The sequence below is a fragment of the Vibrio sp. 99K-1 genome (assembly GCF_013114585.1).
Lineage (GTDB): Bacteria > Pseudomonadota > Gammaproteobacteria > Enterobacterales > Vibrionaceae > Vibrio > Vibrio chagasii_B.
Window position 1 is genome coordinate 171,004 of the sequence record NZ_VTXF01000003.1, and the last position, 22,294, is coordinate 193,297.

General features: G+C 46.3%; 15 protein-coding genes. 6 read left to right on the top strand and 9 right to left on the bottom strand.

Features of this window, described 5'->3' with window-relative positions; all coding sequences use genetic code 11:
* Nucleotides 1–181: 181 nt before the first annotated feature.
* The 6 genes from secA to F0228_RS03820 all read left to right on the top strand — a co-directional run bounded on the left by secA (nucleotide 182) and on the right by F0228_RS03820 (nucleotide 10,432).
* A complete protein-coding gene (gene secA / locus F0228_RS03795; RefSeq protein WP_116870012.1) occupies nucleotides 182–2,908 on the top strand; it encodes a preprotein translocase subunit SecA in 2,727 nt (908 codons plus the stop codon).
* A 335-nt stretch (nucleotides 2,909–3,243) separates the two neighbouring features.
* Complete coding sequence (mutT, locus tag F0228_RS03800) at nucleotides 3,244–3,642, top strand: 8-oxo-dGTP diphosphatase MutT (protein WP_008222857.1); 399 nt, start codon at nucleotides 3,244–3,246, stop codon at nucleotides 3,640–3,642.
* A 92-nt stretch (nucleotides 3,643–3,734) separates the two neighbouring features.
* Nucleotides 3,735–4,559: a 4-hydroxy-tetrahydrodipicolinate reductase gene (gene dapB / locus F0228_RS03805; protein ID WP_081090357.1), complete on the top strand. Its 825-nt coding sequence runs from the start codon at nucleotides 3,735–3,737 to the stop codon at nucleotides 4,557–4,559.
* 502 nt (nucleotides 4,560–5,061) lie between these two features.
* Entirely contained in the window at nucleotides 5,062–6,201 is a 1,140-nt protein-coding gene (gene carA / locus F0228_RS03810) for a glutamine-hydrolyzing carbamoyl-phosphate synthase small subunit (RefSeq protein WP_004740731.1), read from the top strand.
* 16 nt (nucleotides 6,202–6,217) lie between these two features.
* On the top strand, nucleotides 6,218–9,448 hold the full coding sequence (gene carB, locus F0228_RS03815) for a carbamoyl-phosphate synthase large subunit (protein ID WP_128162012.1): 3,231 nt from the start codon (nucleotides 6,218–6,220) through the stop codon (nucleotides 9,446–9,448).
* Nucleotides 9,449–9,652: 204 nt separating this feature from the next.
* Nucleotides 9,653–10,432: a TSUP family transporter gene (locus tag F0228_RS03820; protein ID WP_061033373.1), complete on the top strand. Its 780-nt coding sequence runs from the start codon at nucleotides 9,653–9,655 to the stop codon at nucleotides 10,430–10,432.
* Here F0228_RS03820 and F0228_RS03825 read toward each other — a convergent pair.
* The 9 genes from F0228_RS03825 to gltB form a co-directional block, all read right to left on the bottom strand.
* Nucleotides 10,383–11,228, bottom strand: coding sequence for a LysR family transcriptional regulator (locus tag F0228_RS03825; RefSeq protein WP_171730854.1), 846 nt, complete (start codon nucleotides 11,226–11,228; stop codon nucleotides 10,383–10,385). The two genes, F0228_RS03820 and F0228_RS03825, sit on opposite strands and share 50 nt — an antisense overlap.
* A gap of 62 nt (nucleotides 11,229–11,290) precedes the next feature.
* On the bottom strand, nucleotides 11,291–11,872 hold the full coding sequence (locus tag F0228_RS03830) for a flavodoxin family protein (protein ID WP_171730853.1): 582 nt from the start codon (nucleotides 11,870–11,872) through the stop codon (nucleotides 11,291–11,293).
* A gap of 200 nt (nucleotides 11,873–12,072) precedes the next feature.
* Nucleotides 12,073–12,690, bottom strand: coding sequence for a TRIC cation channel family protein (locus F0228_RS03835; protein WP_061033370.1), 618 nt, complete (start codon nucleotides 12,688–12,690; stop codon nucleotides 12,073–12,075).
* Nucleotides 12,691–12,764: 74 nt separating this feature from the next.
* Nucleotides 12,765–13,619 (bottom strand): vitamin B12 ABC transporter substrate-binding protein BtuF, encoded by an 855-nt coding sequence (gene btuF / locus F0228_RS03840; protein WP_008222870.1) that lies wholly within the window; start codon nucleotides 13,617–13,619, stop codon nucleotides 12,765–12,767.
* 1 nt (nucleotide 13,620) lies between these two features.
* Nucleotides 13,621–14,574, bottom strand: coding sequence for a cobalamin biosynthesis family protein (locus F0228_RS03845; protein ID WP_171730852.1), 954 nt, complete (start codon nucleotides 14,572–14,574; stop codon nucleotides 13,621–13,623).
* 10 nt (nucleotides 14,575–14,584) lie between these two features.
* Complete coding sequence (gene mtnN / locus F0228_RS03850) at nucleotides 14,585–15,280, bottom strand: 5'-methylthioadenosine/S-adenosylhomocysteine nucleosidase (RefSeq protein ID WP_004741524.1); 696 nt, start codon at nucleotides 15,278–15,280, stop codon at nucleotides 14,585–14,587.
* 127 nt (nucleotides 15,281–15,407) lie between these two features.
* A complete protein-coding gene (locus tag F0228_RS03855) occupies nucleotides 15,408–15,836 on the bottom strand; it encodes a DUF1499 domain-containing protein (RefSeq protein ID WP_171730851.1) in 429 nt (142 codons plus the stop codon).
* Between the two features lie 177 nt (nucleotides 15,837–16,013).
* Nucleotides 16,014–17,426, bottom strand: coding sequence for an FAD-dependent oxidoreductase (locus tag F0228_RS03860; protein WP_171730850.1), 1,413 nt, complete (start codon nucleotides 17,424–17,426; stop codon nucleotides 16,014–16,016).
* A 16-nt stretch (nucleotides 17,427–17,442) separates the two neighbouring features.
* Nucleotides 17,443–21,906 carry a glutamate synthase large subunit gene (gene gltB, locus F0228_RS03865; RefSeq protein ID WP_171730849.1) on the bottom strand — a complete coding sequence of 1,488 codons (4,464 nt, stop codon included), beginning with the start codon at nucleotides 21,904–21,906 and terminating at the stop codon, nucleotides 17,443–17,445.
* Nucleotides 21,907–22,294 lie beyond the last annotated feature (388 nt).

The window sequence follows — 22,294 nt, forward strand, 5'->3', positions numbered from 1 at the left end:
CACTAAGGGGCATTAATTTTAACTCAAGCCTTGAAAACTCTACTCTCAAGTACAATATCAGAAATACTAGATTTATCTCAGTATCCTTGGTTAGTAACTGAAGACTGGTTCATCGCTAGTAGAGACTGACGGCATTTAAAATAGATCGCGGACGATCTGAGAACGAAGAGATTCCAAGCACATGATTACTAAGCTGCTGACAAAGGTAATTGGCAGTCGCAATGACAGAACACTGCGCCGCCTTAGAAAAATTGTAAAAGAAATTAATAACTACGAGCCAACGTTTGAAGCGCTTTCTGACGAAGAGCTAAAAGCGAAAACTGTTGAGTTTCGTGAGCGCTTAGACAAAGGTGAATCGCTAGACCAACTCCTACCTGAAGCATTTGCTACGGTACGTGAAGCGTCTAAGCGTGTTTACGGCATGCGTCACTTTGACGTGCAAATGATTGGTGGCATGGTTCTAAATGCTGGCCAAATTGCAGAGATGCGTACTGGTGAGGGTAAGACTCTTACAGCAACTCTACCTGCTTATCTTAACGCCCTACCTAGTAAAGGTGTTCACGTAGTAACGGTGAACGACTACCTAGCTAAGCGTGATGCGGAAACTAACCGCCCATTATTTGAATTCCTTGGTATGACTGTTGGCGTGAACGTGCCAAACATGGCTCCACCAGAGAAAAAAGAAGCATACCAAGCGGATATCCTATACGGAACAAACAACGAGTTTGGTTTCGATTACCTACGTGACAACATGGCTTTCCGTGCTGAAGACCGTGTTCAACGCGAACGCTTCTTTGCTGTAGTCGATGAGGTTGACTCAATCTTAATCGATGAAGCGCGTACACCTCTTATTATCTCTGGCCCGGCTGAAGATAGCTCAGATCTTTACACGCGTATTAACACATTGATTCCTCATCTTGAGCGCCAAGATAAAGAAGATTCTGAAGAGTACCGTGGTGAAGGTCACTACACCATGGACGAAAAATCTAAGCAGGTTCACCTGACTGAAAACGGTCAAGAATTTGTTGAAGAGCTAATGGTGAAAAATGGTCTGATGGAAGAGGGCGATACGCTTTACTCTCCAACAAACATCAGCCTACTACACCATGTTAATGCTGCGTTGCGTGCTCACGTATTGTTTGAGAAGAACGTAGACTACATCGTAACTGAAGAAGGCGAAGTGGTTATCGTTGATGAACATACTGGCCGTACAATGCCAGGTCGTCGTTGGTCTGAAGGTTTACACCAAGCTGTTGAAGCAAAAGAAGGTGTGAAGATTCAGAATGAAAACCAAACGCTAGCTTCGATTACCTTCCAAAACTTCTTCCGTCTGTACGAGAAACTGTCAGGTATGACAGGTACAGCCGATACTGAAGCTTTCGAATTCCAGTCTATCTATGGCCTAGAAACGGTTGTTATCCCGACTAACAAACCTATGGTTCGTAACGATATGCCAGATGTGGTTTATCGTACAGAAGAAGACAAATTCAATGCGATCATTGAAGACATTAAAGACCGTGTTGCTGCAGGTCAGCCATCACTGGTTGGTACTGTTTCTATCGAGAAATCAGAGCTACTGTCTAACGCACTGAAAAAAGCAAAAATTAAGCATAACGTACTAAACGCGAAATTCCACGAGAAAGAAGCGGAAATCGTAGCGCAAGCAGGTACACCTGGTGCAGTAACTATCGCAACTAACATGGCCGGTCGTGGTACCGATATCGTGTTAGGTGGTAGCTGGCAGTCTGAAGTTGAGAAACTACAAAGTCCAACTCAAGAGCAGATCGACAAGATCAAAGCGGACTGGAAAGTGGTTCACGACAAAGTACTAGAATCAGGTGGTCTACACATCATTGGTACAGAGCGTCACGAATCTCGTCGTATCGATAACCAGCTACGTGGTCGTTCTGGTCGTCAAGGTGATGCAGGTTCTTCACGTTTCTACCTATCGATGGAAGATTCTCTACTACGTATTTTCACTTCTGATCGTATGGCTGGTCTTATCCAGAGCGGTATGGATGAAGGTGAAGCGATCGAATCTAAGATGCTATCTCGCTCTATCGAAAAAGCACAACGTAAAGTTGAAGGGCGTAACTTCGATATCCGTAAGCAACTTCTAGAGTACGATGATGTAGCCAATGACCAACGTAAGGTGGTATACGAGCTGCGTGATGAGCTAATGGGCTCTGACGACATCAGCGAAATGATTGAGCACAACCGTGAAGACGTGTTTACGTCGGTTATCGATGAGTACATTGCTCCGCAATCGCTAGAAGATATGTGGGACATCGCTGGTCTACAAGATCGTCTGAAGAACGACTTCGACCTAGACTTTGATATTCAAGGCTGGTTGGACGAAGACGACAAGCTTTACGAAGAAGCACTACGTGAACGTATCCTAGGCATGGCTGTTGATGCTTACAAACAGAAAGAAGAAGTGGTTGGTGCACAAGTGCTACGCAACTTCGAGAAGTCTGTAATGCTGCAAACGCTAGATGGTCTATGGAAAGAGCACTTGGCTGCGATGGATCACCTTCGTCAAGGTATCCACCTGCGTGGTTACGCTCAGAAGAACCCGAAACAAGAGTACAAGCGCGAGTCGTTTGAACTGTTTGAAGGTCTACTGGATGTACTGAAGTCAGACGTTATTACTATCCTTTCGAAAGTTCGCGTTCAGCAACAAGAAGAAGTAGAAAAGATGGAAGCGCAGCGTCAAGCTCAAGCTGAAGAAGCAGCGCGTCGTGCACAAGCGCAACACGCAACAGCAGAAAACCAGCTAGGTGATGATGAAGCAGAAGCAGCGTCGCCACAAACTGTAGTACGTGATGAGCGTAAAGTTGGTCGTAACGAGCCTTGCCCATGTGGTAGCGGTAAGAAGTACAAACAGTGTCACGGTAAAATTAATTGATGCTTTGCTGTAAAGGTTGATAACTGCGTCGGCGATGCTCATTTACACTTGTAAACTCCGCGTCGCCTCCTTGTTCTCAACCATTACAGCTTTGCCTAAATATAATTTTATTTATTCAAGAGTCGCTTAGGCGGCTCTTTTTGTATGTAAATTTCATGGCTTACTTTGTTACTCAAGGAAGTCGTCATTCCCTATAGCGAGGAGCGAGCGTAGTAGGGAATCTTGTTTAGTTAGGCTCGCGTAGTTTTAGATCCCCAACTCAGTCGTTCCTCCTTCTTGAGGATGATGTATTTAGGGACTATGTGAGTTCAGCGTTTTATTAAGGAACACCATCAATGAAAAGAATCCATATCGTAGCGGGTATTATCTTCAATCAAGATAAGTCACAGGTATTTATTACAAAGCGCCCAGATGACAAGCACAAAGGCGGCTTTTGGGAGTTTCCTGGTGGCAAGGTTGAAGAGGGCGAAACTATTGAGCAAGCGATGACTCGCGAGCTTGATGAAGAGATCGGTATCAAGGTGACCGAGCAGTCTCTGTTTGAGCATCTTGAATTTGATTACACGGACAAGTCACTTAAGTTCGATTTCATTCTCGTGACTGATTTTGAAGAGCAACCTTATGGTAAAGAAGGTCAGCAAGGTGAATGGGTCAGCCTTGAATCATTGAATCAGTACGCTTTCCCTGAAGCAAATGTGCCAATTTTAGAGCGAGTGGTAAAAGAGTTTTCTTAATTGCTAGCCTGAGTTTGAGATTGTTGTTAGTTTAAAGAGATTAATCGAATGAACGTTGCTGCAAGAGAACTGCGGCAACAGTAACCAAAACAATGGAGATATTCGCAGTGGTAAGAATTGCAATAGCAGGAGCAGCGGGTCGTATGGGCCGCAACTTGGTGAAAGCCGCTCATCATAATTCAGAAGCTAGTGTTGGCGCTGGCTCGGAACGTCCCGAGTCATCATTAGTAGGCGTTGATGTTGGCGAGCTATGTGGGGAAGGTCGCTTTGATGTTGCTCTAGTGGATGATTTGTCTAAAGCCATCGAAGAGTTTGATGTGATTGTCGACTTTACCGCACCTGTTAGCACATTAGCGAATATTGAACTTTGTAAACGTCACGGCAAAAAACTTATCATCGGTACGACAGGCTTCTCAGAAGAGGAGAAGCAGGTGATTGACGCTGCTGCAAAAGAGATGCCTATTGTAATGGCACCAAACTACAGCGTAGGCGTCAACCTAGTATTTAAGCTACTAGAGAAAGCCGCTAAAGTGATGGGCGATTACTGTGATGTTGAAATCGTTGAGGCCCACCACCGTCATAAAGTGGATGCACCATCAGGTACTGCGATTGGTATGGGTGAAGCGATCGCCGGTGCTATGGGCAATGAGCTGAACGATGTGGCGGTATGGTCACGTGAAGGCATTACTGGCGAACGTACGAAAGATGAGATTGGCTTCGCAACGATTCGTGCCGGTGACATCATCGGAGAACACACTGCTATGTTTGCAGATATCGGCGAACGAGTGGAGATTACTCATAAAGCGACTGACCGAATGACCTTTGCAAACGGTGCGATCAAAGCTGCTGTTTGGCTCAATGACAAGCCAGCAGGCTTTTATACCATGACAGATGTCCTTGGTTTGAATGATCTGTAAATAGATAATTATGCGCCGGCAATTGCCGGCGCTTTCTTTATTTGCTACCTTTAACGCAGTATTCTTGTTTCTCACCTCTCTCTTAAACCTACCTTTTAACATCGTTTTTACCTCACTTTTCTTGTTGTTTTGTTGTCTTGGTCTTATTTTTGGATTAGATCTTTAAATCTTCATGTTTTCTGTTTGTATTTATCGATTGCTTTTTGTTGGTGATGTTTTTAGTACTTAAAGGCAGACAAAAGTAATGGGATAAAATTGGAAAATCTCAATATCGTGCTTAATTGACCATGAAAGTTGAACTTTTGGAGCTTTGGAAGGGTAAATTGAATTAGTGCGTACAAATCTTTAATTTCTTTTGCGTTAAATGTTGACACGTATCACGCACATCACTAAAATACCGCCAATTTGTCTAATTTCCATAAACACTCACTTTTAAGTGTTGCAGGAAGGTAGATTTGCAAATTAAATCAATTTTAATGCATATTTATTTCTGGAGGTTGTCTTGAAAAAGTCAGCACTACTTGTCCTAGAAGATGGGACAGTATTTCACGGTGAAGCCATTGGCGCTGTAGGTTCTGCAGTTGGTGAAGTCGTTTTTAATACCTCGATGACGGGGTACCAAGAAATCCTCACTGATCCTTCCTATTCTCAACAAATCGTTACCCTTACTTACCCTCACATTGGCAATACCGGAACCAATTCCGAAGACGAAGAATCCTCTTCAATCCACGCTCAAGGCCTTGTGATTCGCGATCTCCCTCTTATCGCTTCTAACTTCCGTAATGAACAATCCCTTTCTGATTACCTTAAGTCGCAAAACGTTGTTGGTATCGCTGATATCGATACTCGTAAGCTGACGCGTATTCTTCGTGAAAAAGGCGCTCAGAACGGTTGTATTGTAGCGGGTAACAACTTAGACGAAGCTTTGGCTCTAGCTAAGGCAAAAGAATTCCCTGGCCTGAAAGGTATGGACCTTGCGAAAGAAGTTACAACAAAAGAAGCGTATCAATGGAAACAAGGTTCGTGGACGCTTACGGGTGGACTTCCTGAAGCGAAAGCAGACTCAGAATTGCCATACCACGTTGTTGCTTATGACTTCGGTGCAAAACGAAACATCCTACGAATGCTCGTTGACCGCGGCTGCCGCCTAACGGTTGTTCCAGCTGAAACTTCTGCTGAAGAAGTGCTTGCACTAAACCCAGACGGTGTATTCCTTTCAAATGGCCCTGGTGACCCAGAACCATGTACTTACGCAATTGAAGCGACAAAAGTGTTCCTAGAAAAAGGCTTACCAATCTTTGGTATCTGTCTAGGCCACCAAATTCTTGCTCTTGCGTCAGGCGCTAAGACAGTGAAGATGAAGTTTGGTCACCACGGTGCAAACCACCCAGTTAAAGATTTAGATCGTGATGTTGTGATGATTACTTCGCAAAACCACGGCTTTGCTGCTGACGAAGACACACTTCCTGAAAACCTACGTGCTACGCACAAGTCTCTATTTGATGGTTCTCTGCAAGGTATCCATCGTACAGATAAACCAGCATTTAGCTTCCAAGGTCACCCAGAAGCAAGCCCAGGTCCAGAAGACGCAGCGCCGTTATTCGACCACTTCATTGAACTAATTAAAAAGCACACAGCGTAATTCGGAGTAGTAGACAATGCCAAAACGTACTGACATTAAAAGTATTCTAATTCTAGGTGCTGGCCCGATCGTTATCGGCCAAGCATGTGAGTTCGATTACTCTGGTGCTCAAGCTTGTAAAGCGCTTCGCGAAGAAGGTTACCGAGTTATTCTTGTAAACTCGAACCCAGCGACCATCATGACTGACCCAGACATGGCTGATGCAACTTACATCGAGCCTATCCAATGGGAAGTTGTTCGCAACATCATTGCGAAAGAGAAGCCAGATGCAGTTCTACCTACAATGGGTGGCCAAACAGCACTTAACTGTGCACTAGACCTAGAGAAACACGGTGTTCTTGAAGAGTTCGGTGTAGAGATGATTGGTGCAACGGCTGACGCTATCGATAAAGCAGAAGACCGTTCTCGTTTCGATAAAGCGATGAAGTCTATCGGCCTTGAGTGTCCACGTGCGGATACTGCGAAAACCATGGAAGAAGCTTACGGCGTTCTAGATATGGTTGGCTTCCCATGTATCATCCGTCCATCATTCACTATGGGTGGTACTGGCGGTGGTATCGCATACAACAAAGAAGAATTTGAAGAAATCTGTCGTCGTGGTCTGGACCTATCTCCAACCAACGAGCTTCTAATCGATGAATCTCTTATCGGTTGGAAAGAGTACGAGATGGAAGTGGTTCGTGACAAAGCGGACAACTGTATCATCGTATGTGCGATTGAAAACTTTGACCCAATGGGCATCCACACCGGTGATTCAATCACAGTTGCACCAGCACAGACGCTAACAGACAAAGAATACCAATTAATGCGTAACGCTTCTCTAGCGGTACTGCGTGAGATTGGTGTTGAAACGGGTGGTTCTAACGTACAGTTTGGTATCAACCCGAAAGATGGCCGTATGGTTATCATCGAGATGAACCCACGTGTATCTCGTTCTTCTGCTCTAGCGTCTAAAGCGACAGGTTTCCCAATCGCTAAGATTGCAGCGAAACTGGCTGTGGGTTACACATTAGATGAACTGCAAAATGACATCACGGGTGGCGCAACACCAGCATCATTCGAACCAACAATCGACTACGTAGTAACTAAGATTCCTCGTTTCAACTTCGAGAAATTTGCAGGTGCTAACGACCGTCTAACGACGCAAATGAAGTCTGTTGGTGAAGTTATGGCTATCGGCCGTAACCAACAAGAATCTCTACAAAAAGCACTTCGCGGCCTAGAAGTTGGCGCGACTGGCTTTGACGAAATGGTTGACCTAGATGCGCCAGATGCACTAACAACAATTCGTCACGAACTAAAAGAAGCTGGCGCAGAGCGTATTTGGTACATCGCGGATGCATTCCGTGCGGGTATGTCTGTAGATGGCGTATTCAACCTAACGCAAATCGACCGTTGGTTCCTAGTTCAAATCGAAGACATCGTTAAGCTTGAGCAAGAACTTAAAGCGAAAGGCTTTGCTGGTTTGAACAAAGACGAGCTAAACAAGCTGAAGCGTAAAGGTTTTGCGGATGCACGCCTATCTAAGATTCTAGGTGTAGCGGAAAGCGAAATCCGTCGTCTACGTGACCAATACGACATCCACCCAGTTTACAAGCGCGTTGATACGTGTGCGGCTGAGTTCTCTTCAGATACGGCTTACATGTACTCATCTTACGATGACGAATGTGAAGCGAACCCAACAGACAAAGACAAGATCATGATTCTTGGTGGCGGTCCAAACCGTATCGGCCAAGGTATTGAATTTGACTACTGTTGTGTACATGCATCTCTAGCACTACGTGAAGATGGTTACGAGACTATCATGGTTAACTGTAACCCTGAGACTGTTTCAACGGATTACGACACATCTGACCGTCTGTACTTCGAACCAGTAACTCTGGAAGACGTACTAGCAATCGCTCGCGTTGAGAAGCCAAAAGGCGTTATCGTTCAGTACGGTGGTCAAACGCCACTTAAACTGGCTCGCGCACTTGAAGCGGCTGGCGTGCCAATCATTGGTACTAGTCCAGATGCAATCGACCGTGCAGAAGACCGTGAGCGTTTCCAAGTTGCTGTTGACCGTCTAGGTCTTCTACAACCAGAGAACGCGACAGTAACAACAATGGAACAAGCGGTAGAGAAATCTCGCGAAATCGGCTTCCCATTGGTTGTACGTCCTTCTTACGTACTTGGTGGTCGTGCGATGGAAATCGTATACGATGAGCAAGACTTACGTCGCTACTTCAACGAAGCAGTAAGTGTATCGAACGAATCTCCAGTTCTTCTTGATAGCTTCCTAGATGACGCGGTTGAAGTGGATATCGATGCTATCTGTGACGGTGAGCGCGTAGTTATCGGCGGTATCATGGAGCACATCGAACAAGCGGGTGTTCACTCAGGTGACTCAGCATGTTCTCTTCCTGCATACACGCTAAGCCAAGAAATCCAAGACGTAATGCGTGAGCAAGTTGAAAAACTGGCGTTCGAGTTGGGTGTTCGTGGTCTGATGAACACGCAATTTGCTGTTAAGAACAACCAAGTGTACCTAATCGAGGTTAACCCTCGTGCAGCACGTACGGTACCGTTCGTATCTAAAGCAACGGGTGCACCAATCGCTAAGATTGCAGCACGTGTAATGGCGGGTCAATCGTTAGAGTCTCAAGGCTTTACCAAAGAAATCATCCCACCGTACTACTCAGTGAAGGAAGTGGTACTTCCATTCAACAAGTTCCCTGGAGTTGACCCACTATTAGGCCCAGAAATGCGCTCTACTGGTGAAGTTATGGGTGTTGGTGCAACGTTCGCAGAAGCATACTCTAAAGCTGAATTGGGTTGTGGCAACATTTACCCAGAAGGCGGTCGTGCACTTCTTTCTGTTCGCGAAGGCGACAAAGAACGCGTTGTAGACCTAGCATCTAAGCTATCTAAGCTTGGTTACCAGCTAGACGCAACACACGGTACAGCAGTGATTCTTGGCGAAGCGGGCATCAACCCACGTCTAGTAAACAAGGTACACGAAGGCCGTCCTCACATTCTTGACCGTATCAAGAACAACGAGTATACCTACATCGTGAACACTGCAGCTGGCCGTCAAGCGATTGAAGACTCTAAAGTTCTTCGTCGTGGTGCACTTGCTGAGAAGGTAAACTACACGACTACGCTAAACGCAGCATTTGCGACATGTATGGCGCACACTGCAGACGCGAAGACGACAGTAACTTCTGTTCAAGAGCTACACGCACAGGTGAAAGCTTCTCAAGCTTAATTTGTCTTAGCTCAGCTAACTGAACTGAAGTTAGCGGATATAAATGCTCAAAGCCCACTCTTCGGAGTGGGCTTTTTTATGTCCGTGATACAGCGTTAGTTAAATGATGAATATTTGGAATAGGTTAGAATCTTGTGTTTCGTTATTGATCACCAGCTCAGGATGGTAAGTTGTCGCTACACGAGACTTTGAGGCGTTGGGTATATGGAAATCACTCTGGAAATATTGGCTATTTTGTTTGTTGTCGCAACAGCAGCGGGCTTTATCGATGCGATGGCTGGCGGTGGCGGGCTACTGACTTTGCCAGCACTACTCGCAGCGGGAGTTCCACCGACACAAGCCCTAGCAACTAACAAGCTTCAAAGCTCTTTCGGCAGTTTTTCCGCAAGTTGGTACTTCGTGCGTAACGGGATCGTTAGTATTAAGGAGATGCGCCTCGCCATTTTGTGTACCTTCATTGGCTCGGCGATTGGGGCAGAACTCGTTCAGTTCATTGATGCGAGCTTGTTGACCAGTGTGATCCCTCTGCTGCTGATCGCTATCTCACTCTACTTCCTATTAGCGCCACAAACCAAGACCTCTGAAGGTAAACAGAAGATCTCTGAAGCGATGTTTGCTTTGTGCGTTGGTGGTGGTGTTGGCTTTTACGATGGCTTCTTTGGACCAGGTACTGGCTCTATCTTTACTGTCTGCTTTGTTGCAATTGGTCACTTCTCTTTAGTCGATGCTACGGCACGCACTAAGGTGTTGAACTTTACCTCTAACATCGCTGCACTGATCTTCTTTATTTTGGCAGGCTTGCCAATCTGGGAGCTCGGCTTAGTGATGGCAATTGGCGGCTTTATGGGGGCTCAGCTGGGCGCGAAAGTGGTGGTGACAAAAGGGCAGAAGTGGATCCGCCCCCTTGTGATCGTGATGTCGATGCTCATGGCGTCTAAACTACTCTGGGAACAGCATCAACAATGGATTCTATCAGTGTTTTAACTCGTGGAGACTGGTAGCTATTTGGTCTTACACAGACATGAATCGGCCGGATTAAGCCCGCTAATTCCTGGAAGCTATACAGATATTGAGACTCAATATTGAGTGTTTTTACGATAGAGAGCGGAATTAAAGCAGGACCAGTTCCACCTAGTGCAAGTTGCGCTGCGGCAGTGTAGGCATCCATCTCCATCAAAGGTTTGATACCAAATTTTTCTAATACTGAGAGTTGGTAAGAGTTGGCGGGGTTAGTCATATCATTAGTGATGACTTTGGGTGGAAGCCCGTTTAACGGCAATTTACTTACAATGAAAAAGGGCTCGTCGAACAGATGAAACGTCATCAATCCATGATGCGGCGGCAACAAGCCTGCGCATAACCCTAGGGTTGCCTTGCCGGACTGAACTCGCTCGATGATTCTGGGCGTGTGGTTGGTGGTTATCGTGATGTATTTATCTTGTTGGATAAACTGTCCCATCATTTCACCTAAATAGCCGGCTATCAGAGACTTAGAGCTGTCTAAGGTAATGAGAGTCGTATCTTCTAACTCTTGCTGTTCATAAATAAGACCACGAAGTTCATTGAACGTAGGACCAATACTCTCGATCAGTGCTATCGCGTCTGGCGTGAGTTTTATCTGACGACCGCTCGGCTCAATCAGCTTTTTCCCCAACTTCTTTTCTAAGTTAGCAATCCGTTTGCTTACCGCTGATTGGCTGATATACAGCAGGCTGCCAGTGCGGCTCATGGTTTTGGCTTTACTCAAAACTAAGAGAGTTTCGATTCCTTCGAGTAGCATTTGATGATATTCATGAAAGTTGGGAATGGTACGTCCAACTTATCTCAATCAAGGCTGCTGCTCTAGCTTTTGTTTACGAGTTCTTGAACCAAGCTGGCTATTCTTGAACCGTAGTATTGAGCAGTGAGTAAGTCATTGTGGTTAATGCTATCTTCACCATCATCGATACTAGACACTAAACCAATATTTGAACCAGTGCGGTTTAACCCTAAATTATCTGTGTGTCTTGAGGCGTCTAAGCCAACCCAAATCATGCCGTGCTGACAAGCTAGAGTGAAAAAGCTAAGCAGGGTTTGTTGTTGCTCTCCGTTAAGACTGCCTCCAGTGGTGAAGCCAGCAGCGAGTTTATTTCGCCATAACTTCTTGCAGTAGTTGTCACTGCTCGCATCCATAAAGCTTTTAAACTGAGCGGCAGGTGAACCCATATAGGTTGGAGCGCCAAAAACGATCGCATCACAACTGTCTAGGAGTTTGAGCTTTTCGTCATTGTCATATCGGCCTTCAATGATCTCCGAGGGCAGTACTTCGATGAGTAGGGCTGAGTCAGGTAGCTGAGTGTTTACGCCCTCTGCGAGCAGTTCGGCGACCTGCTTAGTTGCGCCGCATTTAGAGAAGAAAACAATTCCAACTTTATTACTGCTCATCCTAGAGCCCTCATTGTTAGTAAATGAATATGTTTATAAAGCCATTCGTTTACTAATATAGCTCGTCAATTGATTAAGTAAATAAAAAACATTACTAAGCTAGGGCGGAAGTGACTTGAGGCGGAGAAGCAGAGCAGGAGTCTGAGGTGGCAAGGTTAAAAAAGGCCCCTAAGTGGAGCCCTTTTCTTTTTAGCGATAGCTTATTTAATCGCGAAAGTTGGTAAAGATAAGTGCCAACGAATGGCGCCAAGTCTGATCAACAATGTAGAGAATACGCCGGCTAGGAATGCGGTCTCTGAATCGTGGCCCATGCGAATAGCCATAGTGTGGAATGCACCGCCGATGATACAAGCGGTCGCGTAGACTTCGCTTCGCAGGATCATCGGTACTTCTCGGGCAAGTACGTCACGAATAATGCCGCCGCCACAGCCTGTAATTACGCCCATGATGATGGCAACCAATGCTGAGTCTTGATAAGCCAATGCTTTTTCAACACCAATACCAACGAACACAGCTAAACCTATGGCGTCACAGACGGGTAGGATCCACCATGCCAAACGCTTGGGGCGTCTCACGATGATCATAGTTAATAAACAGGTAACGATAATGACCCAAAGATAGGTGGTATCGGTTATCCAAAAAACAGGAGTAGCACCCAGTGCCATGTCTCGAATTGTACCTCCGCCAATAGCGGTTACACTGCCGAGAACGGCGACACCAAAAGGGTCCATTTTTAGGCGTCCAGCAACAAATACGCCTGAAATAGCAAAGATGGCAGTGCCAAATAAATCGATAATATAAAGCAGCATGGAGTCCATGATACTGGTGCTCTTATTGTTAAAATTGTAGGGACAGGTCGGTGGCGAATTGTACGAAAAAACAGACTAAAAAGTTAGTGATTTTCTCGGACTCTATCGAAGTAATCGCACACTTGCTGGATAGCTTGCAAAGTTCTTGTGGTTGGTCGGTTAATCCAGTCTGAATTGAGCGACCATATCTGATTTTTAGCGACGGCTGGGATCTCTTCCGCCCACGATTGCCACATGGTTCCATTCTCAATAGCGTGCTGAGAAGTGAAGATCACTTGCGGTTTATTCAGCACAACTTGCTCAATACCGACTTGCGGGTAGGGTGAAGCGCTGTCTTCAAAAATATTTCGGCCGCCACAAAACTCAAATACTTCACTTGGCCAGTGTCCTTGTGCCACGGTGATAATAGGTTTTTCACTTAGCTGGTAGAAGTAGCTGACCGGCTCCGCATCTTTGTATTTTAGCCTTAATGCGTTGAGCTGCTCTTTGTATTGCTTAGCATTATTCTCACCGATACTCGGATCGCTGGCGTATTGGCTAAGTTGCTCAATATTGGTCGCGATGCTGTCTAGGCTTTTGGTTTTCGAATAATAAATATTAAAGCCAAACTGCTCCAGTTTCGCCAGTTCTCTCGGTGGGTTACCCGCTGGCCAAGCAAGGATAAGATCTGGCTGAAGCGCGATGATCTTCTCAACCTTGATACCTTGATAGTTTGCCACTTTTTCTAGCTTATCGGCTTGTGGTGGGTAATCACTTCGTTCACTCACAGCAACTAAGTTATCGCCTAACCCCGCACTGTATGCGAGCTCTGTGGCGTGAGGGGCTAAGCTGACCACGCGTTTTGCCTTGGTTACTTCGGTTGCAAGCGTGCTTGGTATCCATAAGCTAAAGCTGATCGCGAAAGTTGCACATGATGTAACAAGTTGAGAGGGTTTCACTTTAAATCCCTTGGTGAATAATGAGTAAGACTAAGCTTTGTAAGAATATCCAAATAGCGATGCGTCCAAATAGCAGCTTTTGAACCTGTGATAAGTGCAGTGCGGATGGGGCGATTCTTCCGCCTAATTTTGCGCGAATGGCTTTGGTATCGTTGTAAATAGCCGGACCACCGAGTGATAGCTCAAGCTTATTGCCTACTGCTGTAATCAACCACGCAGGGCCTGGCAGAGGCCAAGAGCGACTTTGAGTTAGCATCATCTTAAGTGTATGAGACGCTTTATTACCGCATACGATCATCAAGGCAAATAAGCGCATTGGGATAAATTCAAGGATCGCGACGATTTTGATGGCTGTTGAGCCAAAAGGAGAGAACTGCTTGCGACTTGGTGACCAAGCTCGAGCTAATTCGATAATCAGGCGATACATTAACGCCGCGATTCCGCCTCCGATGGCGTACCAAAACAGCACACAAACCACATTGCGACCGTAGCCCATGATGATGGTTTCAGCCGCAGCTTTCCCGAGCCCTAATGATGATAGTGAATCTGTTTGGCGATTGACAATCGGAGCCAGCAATTGACGCGCAGTCACTTTATCTTCTCGGCTAAGTGTTTTGATGAGCTGGTTTGCCAGCTTTTCATTATTACGCCAATCAATGGCGAGCAGTAACAAAGCCAGTTGAAACAGCTGAGTCTGCCAAACCAGAGGTTGCAGTGCCAAGAGAAGAATCAGAGTTGGAAGTACCATTAATCCCCAGGCTAAGGTGCCAGAAATCAGGCTTTGGGAATAGTTTTGGTTGTTATTAACCTTGCTTGCTAAAAGCTCAGCAAACTTATGCCATAAGGTCGTGGGGTGTGCGGCATGAGGGATAGGTAGAATCAAATGAAAAAGCAGTGCTCCCCACATTACAAGGAGCACGCCATTTGCAAATACCTGATCAAACAGTGTTTGCATGCTTAGTCGCTTACTTTAGTAGGGCAACCATTTTGATAACCATTTCAGAAGAGCTTTGTGCTGCTAGTGGCAGAAATTCTTCAAAACTCATTGGTGATTCTTTGTCTGCAACGTCAGAGATTGCACGAACAACCACAAATGGTACTTGGAACTGGTGACAAGCTTGAGCAATCGCAGAAGCTTCCATTTCTACAGCAACCACAGACGGGAAGTGCTTACGGATGAACTCTTGGCGTTCTGCTGTGCAAACAAATGCGTCGCCAGTACAGATAAGGCCACGAACCGCGTGCTTGTCTTCCATTTGAGCTAGCGCTTGCTCAGCTACCTTCATCAGGTTCTCGTCAGCTTTGAATGCAGCTGGTTGACCTGCCATCTGGCCGATTTCGTAACCGAAAGCTGTTACGTCTGCGTCGTGGTGACGTACTTCTGTAGAGATAACTACATCGCCAAGGTTTAGAGTTGAATCAAAACCGCCAGCAGAGCCCGTGTTTAGAACGACATCTGGTTGGTATTCGCTTAGTAGGATAGAGGTACCAACAGCCGCAGCTACTTTACCAATGCCTGATTGAAGCAAAACAACGTCAACACCATTTAGCTGACCAGAGAAAAAGGTACAACCGCCTTTATTAACTTCAGTAATGTCTGAAATAGCTGCTTTTAGGATCGCAACTTCTTGCTCCATTGCGCCAATGATGCCGATTTTCATGTGTAGTCTCTTAATTAAAAAATATTTAAACAGTAGAGCGAAATTGTAGCATGGATAAGAAGCGTCGAGCGACAGCCCAGAAGCACTTCTCATCCGAATAGTGTGGATTTACTCCAGTATTCTTTGTCTATTTGATTAGACCTTCGCTTTGCAAGCTAGCACGAAGTTGTTCTGCTCGTTTACGGTTCACACCAAAGTCAGAGTAGCCAGTGCGGGACTCTGAACGAACGATGAGCTTGTCTCCATCGACTTTTAACTCAAGGTCATCGACAAAGCGCATGATGCGTGATGTGCACTCAACACGCAGGTAATCATCGGTTTTGTTGGCCGTTTTCGCGCCCGGCAAAGTCAGAGCGACTTGCTCAATGGCATCAAGGCTTGCTGAATCGGATAGCTCGTATGCAGCCAAAGCATATTGTTCACGGTCATCTTGTGTTGATACGCAATTTGGTTTGTCACCACAAGGTGATGATGTTCTGTCTTTCATGTCCGTGATCCCTTGGCTGCAAGCGGTTAAAGTTAAAAGTGATAGCGAGAGGAGAGCGGCTTTTTTCATAGTGTTTCCTATGGCGAATTTTAGTTTTAATTGTAGTTCTCGGTATTGGTTAATTTTCGATTGTTTTACGTGTTTTTTATTATGCCGTTAGTAAACGTATCGAACTTAAAAAAGGATCCATATGCGGATCCTTTCTTCATAGTAACGGCTTGAGTAATAAAGGAAACCTTAGGCTAATCACACTTCTAGATAATCCAATATCCCTTCAGCGGCTTTGCGGCCTTCATCGATAGCAGTCACGACTAAGTCAGAGCCTCGAACCGCATCGCCACCGGCAAAGATTTTGCTGTTGGTGGTTTGGTACTGAAACTCTTGCTGACCGGGTGCTTTAATACGGCCCCATTGATCAAGCTCGACACCGAAAGGTTCTAACCATTCCATAGCGTGAGGTTGGAAACCAAATGCCATGATCACGGCATCGGCTTCAAGAATGTGCTCACTGCCTTCAACAGGTTCTGGGCGGCGACGGCCTGCTTCATCAGGTTCACCTAATGCGGTTTTCACGACTTTAACGCCAGCAACATGCCCAGAACTATCAAGCTCTAAGCCGATAGGCTGGAGGTTAAACTTGAACTTCACGCCTTCTTCACGTGCATTCTTCACCTCACGGCGAGAGCCCGGCATGTTGGCTTCATCTCGACGGTAAGCACATACCACATCTGCCGCATTCTGACGAATAGAGGTTCGAACGCAATCCATCGCGGTATCACCACCACCAAGCACGACGACTTTCTTACCTTGCATATCGATAAATGGGGTTGGGTTGTCCAGTTCCATGACCTTGTAGGTATTAGAAATCAAGAATGGCAGAGCGTCATAAACACCCGGAGCATCTTCATTATCTAGACCTGCACGCATGTTCTTATAAGTGCCGACACCAAGGAAAACAGCGTCGTAATCATCGACCAGCTCTTGAAGTTGAATGTCTTTGCCAACTTCGATATTCATTCGGAACTCAACACCCATCTCGCTAAAGATGCGGCGGCGATTCTCCATGATACCTTTCTCAAGCTTGAACGATGGAATACCAAACGTCAGTAGACCGCCGATCTCCGGATAGCGGTCAAACACAACAGCTTTTACGCCATTGCGTACCAAGATATCAGCCGCCGCTAGACCTGCCGGCCCTGCACCGATGATTGCGACCTTTTTATCGGTCCATTCAACGTGAGACATGTTAGGCTTCCAACCCATCTCAAAGGCTTTGTCGGTAATGTACTTTTCAATATTGCCAATGGTTACTGCACCGAAATCGTCATTGAGGGTACAAGAGCCCTCACACAAGCGGTCTTGAGGGCAAACTCGACCGCAAACCTCAGGCAGGCTGTTGGTTTGGTGAGACAGTTCAGCGGCTTCGATAATACGCCCTTCATTGGCAAGCTTAAGCCACTGAGGGATGTAGTTGTGAACAGGACATTTCCATTCACAGTATGGGTTACCACAGTCTAAACAACGGTCTGCTTGCGCTTTCGCTTGCTGTTTAGTGAAAGGTTCGTAGATCTCTACAAACTCAATCTTACGTATCTTGATTGGTTTCTTCGCTGGGTCTACGCGATTCACATCAATAAATTGGTATACATTCTGGCTCATTATTGGCTCCTTCCAATTATTGCGCTTGAACACGAAGTTCAGCTGAGCTGCGGCTTTGGTGGCCGAGCAAGGTGTTGAGATCCGCCGTCTTTGGTTTCACTAGGTAGAACTTCGGAATCCATTCATCAAAGTTCGCCAGAATAGCTTCAGCGTGTACTGAGCCCGTTTCTTCTAAGTGCTCTGCAATTAAGCCACGCAGATGTTCTTGGTGGATATATAAGTCAGATAGAGAAAGCGCCTCAACCGACTCGTTGTTCACTCGGCCTTGGAAGTCTTCGTTCTTGTCCATGACATAAGCGAAGCCACCCGTCATACCTGCACCGAAGTTGACGCCAGTTGCGCCAAGAATGGCAACAATACCGCCCGTCATGTATTCACAAGCGTTGTCACCCGCACCCTCAATCACGGCAACCGTACCTGAGTTACGTACGCCAAATCGCTCGCCCGCCGTACCTGCGGCAAACAACTTGCCACCGGTTGCGCCATACAGGCAGGTGTTACCTATGATGGTTGCTTCGTTACAAGTAAATGCGGTGCCTTGGTGAGGTTTGATAACCACCTTACCGCCAGCCATGCCTTTACCAACATAGTCATTGGCATCACCCGTTAGGTAAAGCTCTACGCCGCCAGCATTCCAAACTGCGAAAGATTGGCCAGCAGTACCGTCTAGGTACAATTTGATTGGCGATCCAGCCATGCCTTGGTTGCCGTATCGCTTAGCAATTTCGCCAGAGATACGTGCGCCTATCGAACGGTCTGTATTAATCACGTTGTAGTAAAGGCTGGTGGACTGTCGTTTCTCAATCGCATAGAGAGCATCATCCAGAATCTGCTGGTTGAGCTGAGCCTTATCAAATGGCGCGTTTGGTTCGGTCCAATACAGAGGGTGACCCTCTGGTGATACCGGAGCTTCCAGTATCGAGGAGAGATCCAATTTGCTCTGTTTCGCAGTAAGACCTTCAACAGCCTCCAGTAAATCTGTGCGTCCAATTAGGTCAGTGAGTTTTTCTACACCAAGGTCAGCGAGGTGTTGGCGAACTTCATCGGCTAAGCCAGTAAAGTAGTTCACCACCATATCAGGCAAGCCTTTGAAATATTCGCGGCGAAGTGTTTCATCTTGAGTTGCAACGCCTGTCGCACAGTTATTGAGGTGGCAGATTCGTAAGAATTTACAACCCATTGCCACCATTGGTGCGGTACCAAAGCCAAAGCTTTCTGCACCGAGAATCGCGCCTTTAATCACATCGAGACCGGTTTTCAATCCACCGTCGACTTGCAGGCGGATCTTATGACGAAGCCCGTTAGCAACCAGTGCTTGCTGAGTTTCGGCTAAGCCAAGCTCCCAAGGGCAACCTGCGTATTTCACCGAGGTTAGTGGGCTCGCTGCGGTACCGCCATCGTAACCAGAAATGGTGATCAGATCGGCGTAGGCTTTTGCTACACCAGTCGCGATAGTACCAACACCCGGTTCAGACACTAACTTCACTGAAACCAAGGCTTTAGGGTTTACTTGTTTAAGATCGAAAATCAGCTGAGCCAAATCTTCGATCGAGTAAATATCGTGATGCGGAGGCGGGGAGATCAGAGTAACACCCTGAACCGAGTATCTCAGCTTAGCGATTTCTGCCGTCACTTTATGACCTGGCAGCTGACCACCTTCGCCTGGCTTCGCACCTTGTGCGACCTTGATTTGCAGAACATCCGCATTGGTTAGGTAATGTGGTGTTACGCCAAATCGGCCAGACGCAATTTGTTTGATGCGTGAGTTACGGTCGGTGCCAAAACGTCGTGGATCTTCACCGCCTTCGCCTGAGTTTGAGTAACCACCCAAACGGTTCATCGCCATAGCTAATGCTTCGTGCGCTTCTGGACTCAGGGCACCAATCGACATCGCCGCTGAGTCAAAGCGTTTAAAGAGGTCACTGCTTGGTTCTACTTGCTCAAGGGCTAATGGTTTATCAGCTTTTTTTAGGCTCATCAAGTCACGTAACATTGCCGCAGGGCGAGCATTTACCTGCTTAGCAAAAGAGAGGTAATCCGACGTTTCGCCAGTTTTTACTGCGGTTTGCAGTGTACCAACTACATCTGGGTTATAGGCGTGGTATTCACCACCATGGACGTATTTCAGTAAACCACCGTGCTCGATTGGCTTACGCTTAGTCCATGCTTTACGTGATAGGTTGTAAATATCTTGCTGGAAATCGCTAAAGCTTGCGCCTTGAATTCGAGTAGTTACTCCGCGGAAACAGAGCTCAACGACATCAGAATGTAGGCCAACGGCTTCGAAAAGCTGTGAACAGCGGTAAGAAGCAATGGTTGAAATACCCATCTTCGACATGATCTTATACAGACCTTTGTTGATGCCGTTTTGGTAGTTCTGCATCGCTGCACGATAGTCTTTGTCTAAAGATCCATCATCGAGCATCTTACCTAACGCTTCATAAGCAAGGTACGGATAAACCGCAGTCGCACCAAAGCCAAGTAGCACTGCGAATTGGTGTGGATCTCGAGCGGTTGCTGTTTCCACTACGATGTTGGCATCACAACGCAGGTTGGTATCAGCAAGGCGAGTCTGTACTGCACCAACCGCCATGGCTGCTGGAATTGGCAGTTTGCCTTTCTCTAAACCTTTGTCGGATAACACAACCAAAACGGCGCCTTCGCGGACTTCTTGTTCTGCACTATCACATACCGCTTTGATCGCTTGTTCAAGGTCTTGCTGCGCTGGATCGTAGTGCATGCTTAGGATCGCATGGCGGTAGTGCTTTTGATTCAGTTGCAGAAGTTGCTGCATGTCTGAGTAAAGTAGAACAGGAGAATCAAATGTCACACGATAGGCGTGTCCATCTGTTTCACAGAACACGTTCATCTCTTGGCCAATGCTGGTGGCGAGCGACATCACATGCTTTTCACGCAGAGGATCAATCGGTGGGTTGGTGACTTGGGCAAACTTCTGACGGAAATAATCAGTGACTAGTCGCTCTTTTGAAGAGAGTACCGCCATTGGTGTGTCGTCGCCCATTGAGCCGACTGCTTCCTGTCCCATGTCACCAAGCACGCGTAATACCTGATCGGACTCTTCGTTGCTCATTGCAAACTGTTTTTGGTAGGTTTTGAGCGTGTCATCGTCGAAGCTACGCTTACCCACTTGGTCATCATCGAGCTCAGAAAATGGTGTTAGCTTGTGAACGTTCTTTTCCATCCACTCTTTGTAAGGGTGGCGACTTTTGAGGTCATTATCGATCTCGTTAGATTGCCATAGCTTGCCACGGCGAGTATCTATAACCAGTAGTTCACCTGGCCCAACACGACCTTTTTCTGCTACTTCATCTGGCGCGTAGTTCCAGATACCAACTTCTGATGCCAGTGTGATTAGGTTGTCTTTGGTAATGACATAACGCGCAGGACGCAGGCCATTTCTATCGAGGTTACATGCCGCGTAACGACCGTCAGATAGAACGATACCAGCAGGGCCATCCCACGGTTCCATGTGCTTGGAGTTGAAGTCGTAAAAAGCACGCAGGTCTGGATCCATGTCTGGGTGATTCTGCCAAGCGGGCGGCACAAGCATGCGCATCGCTCGAAACACATCCATACCACCGGCTAGGAATAGGTCGAGCATGTTATCTAGGCTTGAGGAGTCAGAGCCGGTTTCATTCACGAAAGGGGCTGCGGTTTGCAAATCTGGCAGCAGTGGTGAAGAGAATTTATAGGCGCGAGCCTTAGCCCATTGACGGTTGCCTTCAATGGTATTGATCTCACCATTGTGCGCCAAATAGCGGAATGGTTGAGCCAGCGGCCAGCGCGGTTGTGTGTTGGTTGAGAAACGCTGGTGGAACAGACATATTGCTGATTCCATGCGTAAGTCTGCAAGATCGAGGTAAAATCGCGGAAGATCGGCAGGCATACACAAGCCTTTGTAGACCATCACTTGTGTTGAAAGGCTACAGATATAGAAATCTTTGTCTTCGGTGATCTGTTTTTCAATTCTGCGACGCGCGATGTATAAGCGGCGTTCGATATCGCGCTCACGCCAACCGGCAGGAGCAGAGATAAACACTTGCTGAATGTTTGGAACAGAATCTTTTGCGATAGGACCTAATACCTCGGTATTAGTCGGAACTTCGCGCCAACCTGCAATAGTCAATGTCTCTTGGGCGAGTTCTTTATTGACGATCTCTTGTGCTGATTGAGCTTTGATTGGGTCTTGGCTGAAGAAAATCATGCCAATCGCGTATTGCTTGCCGAGATTAAAATTATTCTCTTCTGCAATAATTCTTAAATAGGAGTCAGGCTTCTGTAGTAGTAAGCCACAGCCATCTCCGGTTTTACCATCCGCGGCGATACCACCACGGTGTGTCATGCGATCTAGGGCTGAAATAGCAGTTCTTACCAACTTATGACTAGGTTGGCCTTCCATTTGCGCTATTAAACCAAATCCACAGTTGTCTTTTTCAAGACTAGGATCATATAGAGCCATTGCAATTCTCCCTTTTGCTTCTCTGTCATCCAGACAGTAAATGACTAACTATTCATGTACTTGTTATTTTTTATGAACTTATAGTCTTTTAGCTAGTTCAACGTTATCCCTTGTGTTAACAAAACTCAGTGGTTTTATTTTCACCAGTTTTACAACGTATAGCTAATTGTGTTTAAGGTCAAGTTCATGGTTAATTATCATGCGTAAACGCGATTAACCACGTAATAATCTAAAATAGTCGATTGATATCAGTTAGATATGAGTGGTAAATGTTAATGATATTTAACATTTATAGTGGCGGAGTAGTTGTGAGAGGGAAAGGCTAGATAGAAAAAAGGCTAGCATCGAGTGCTAGCCAAATATAAAAGTTAGGAAGGGTGTTGCTTTT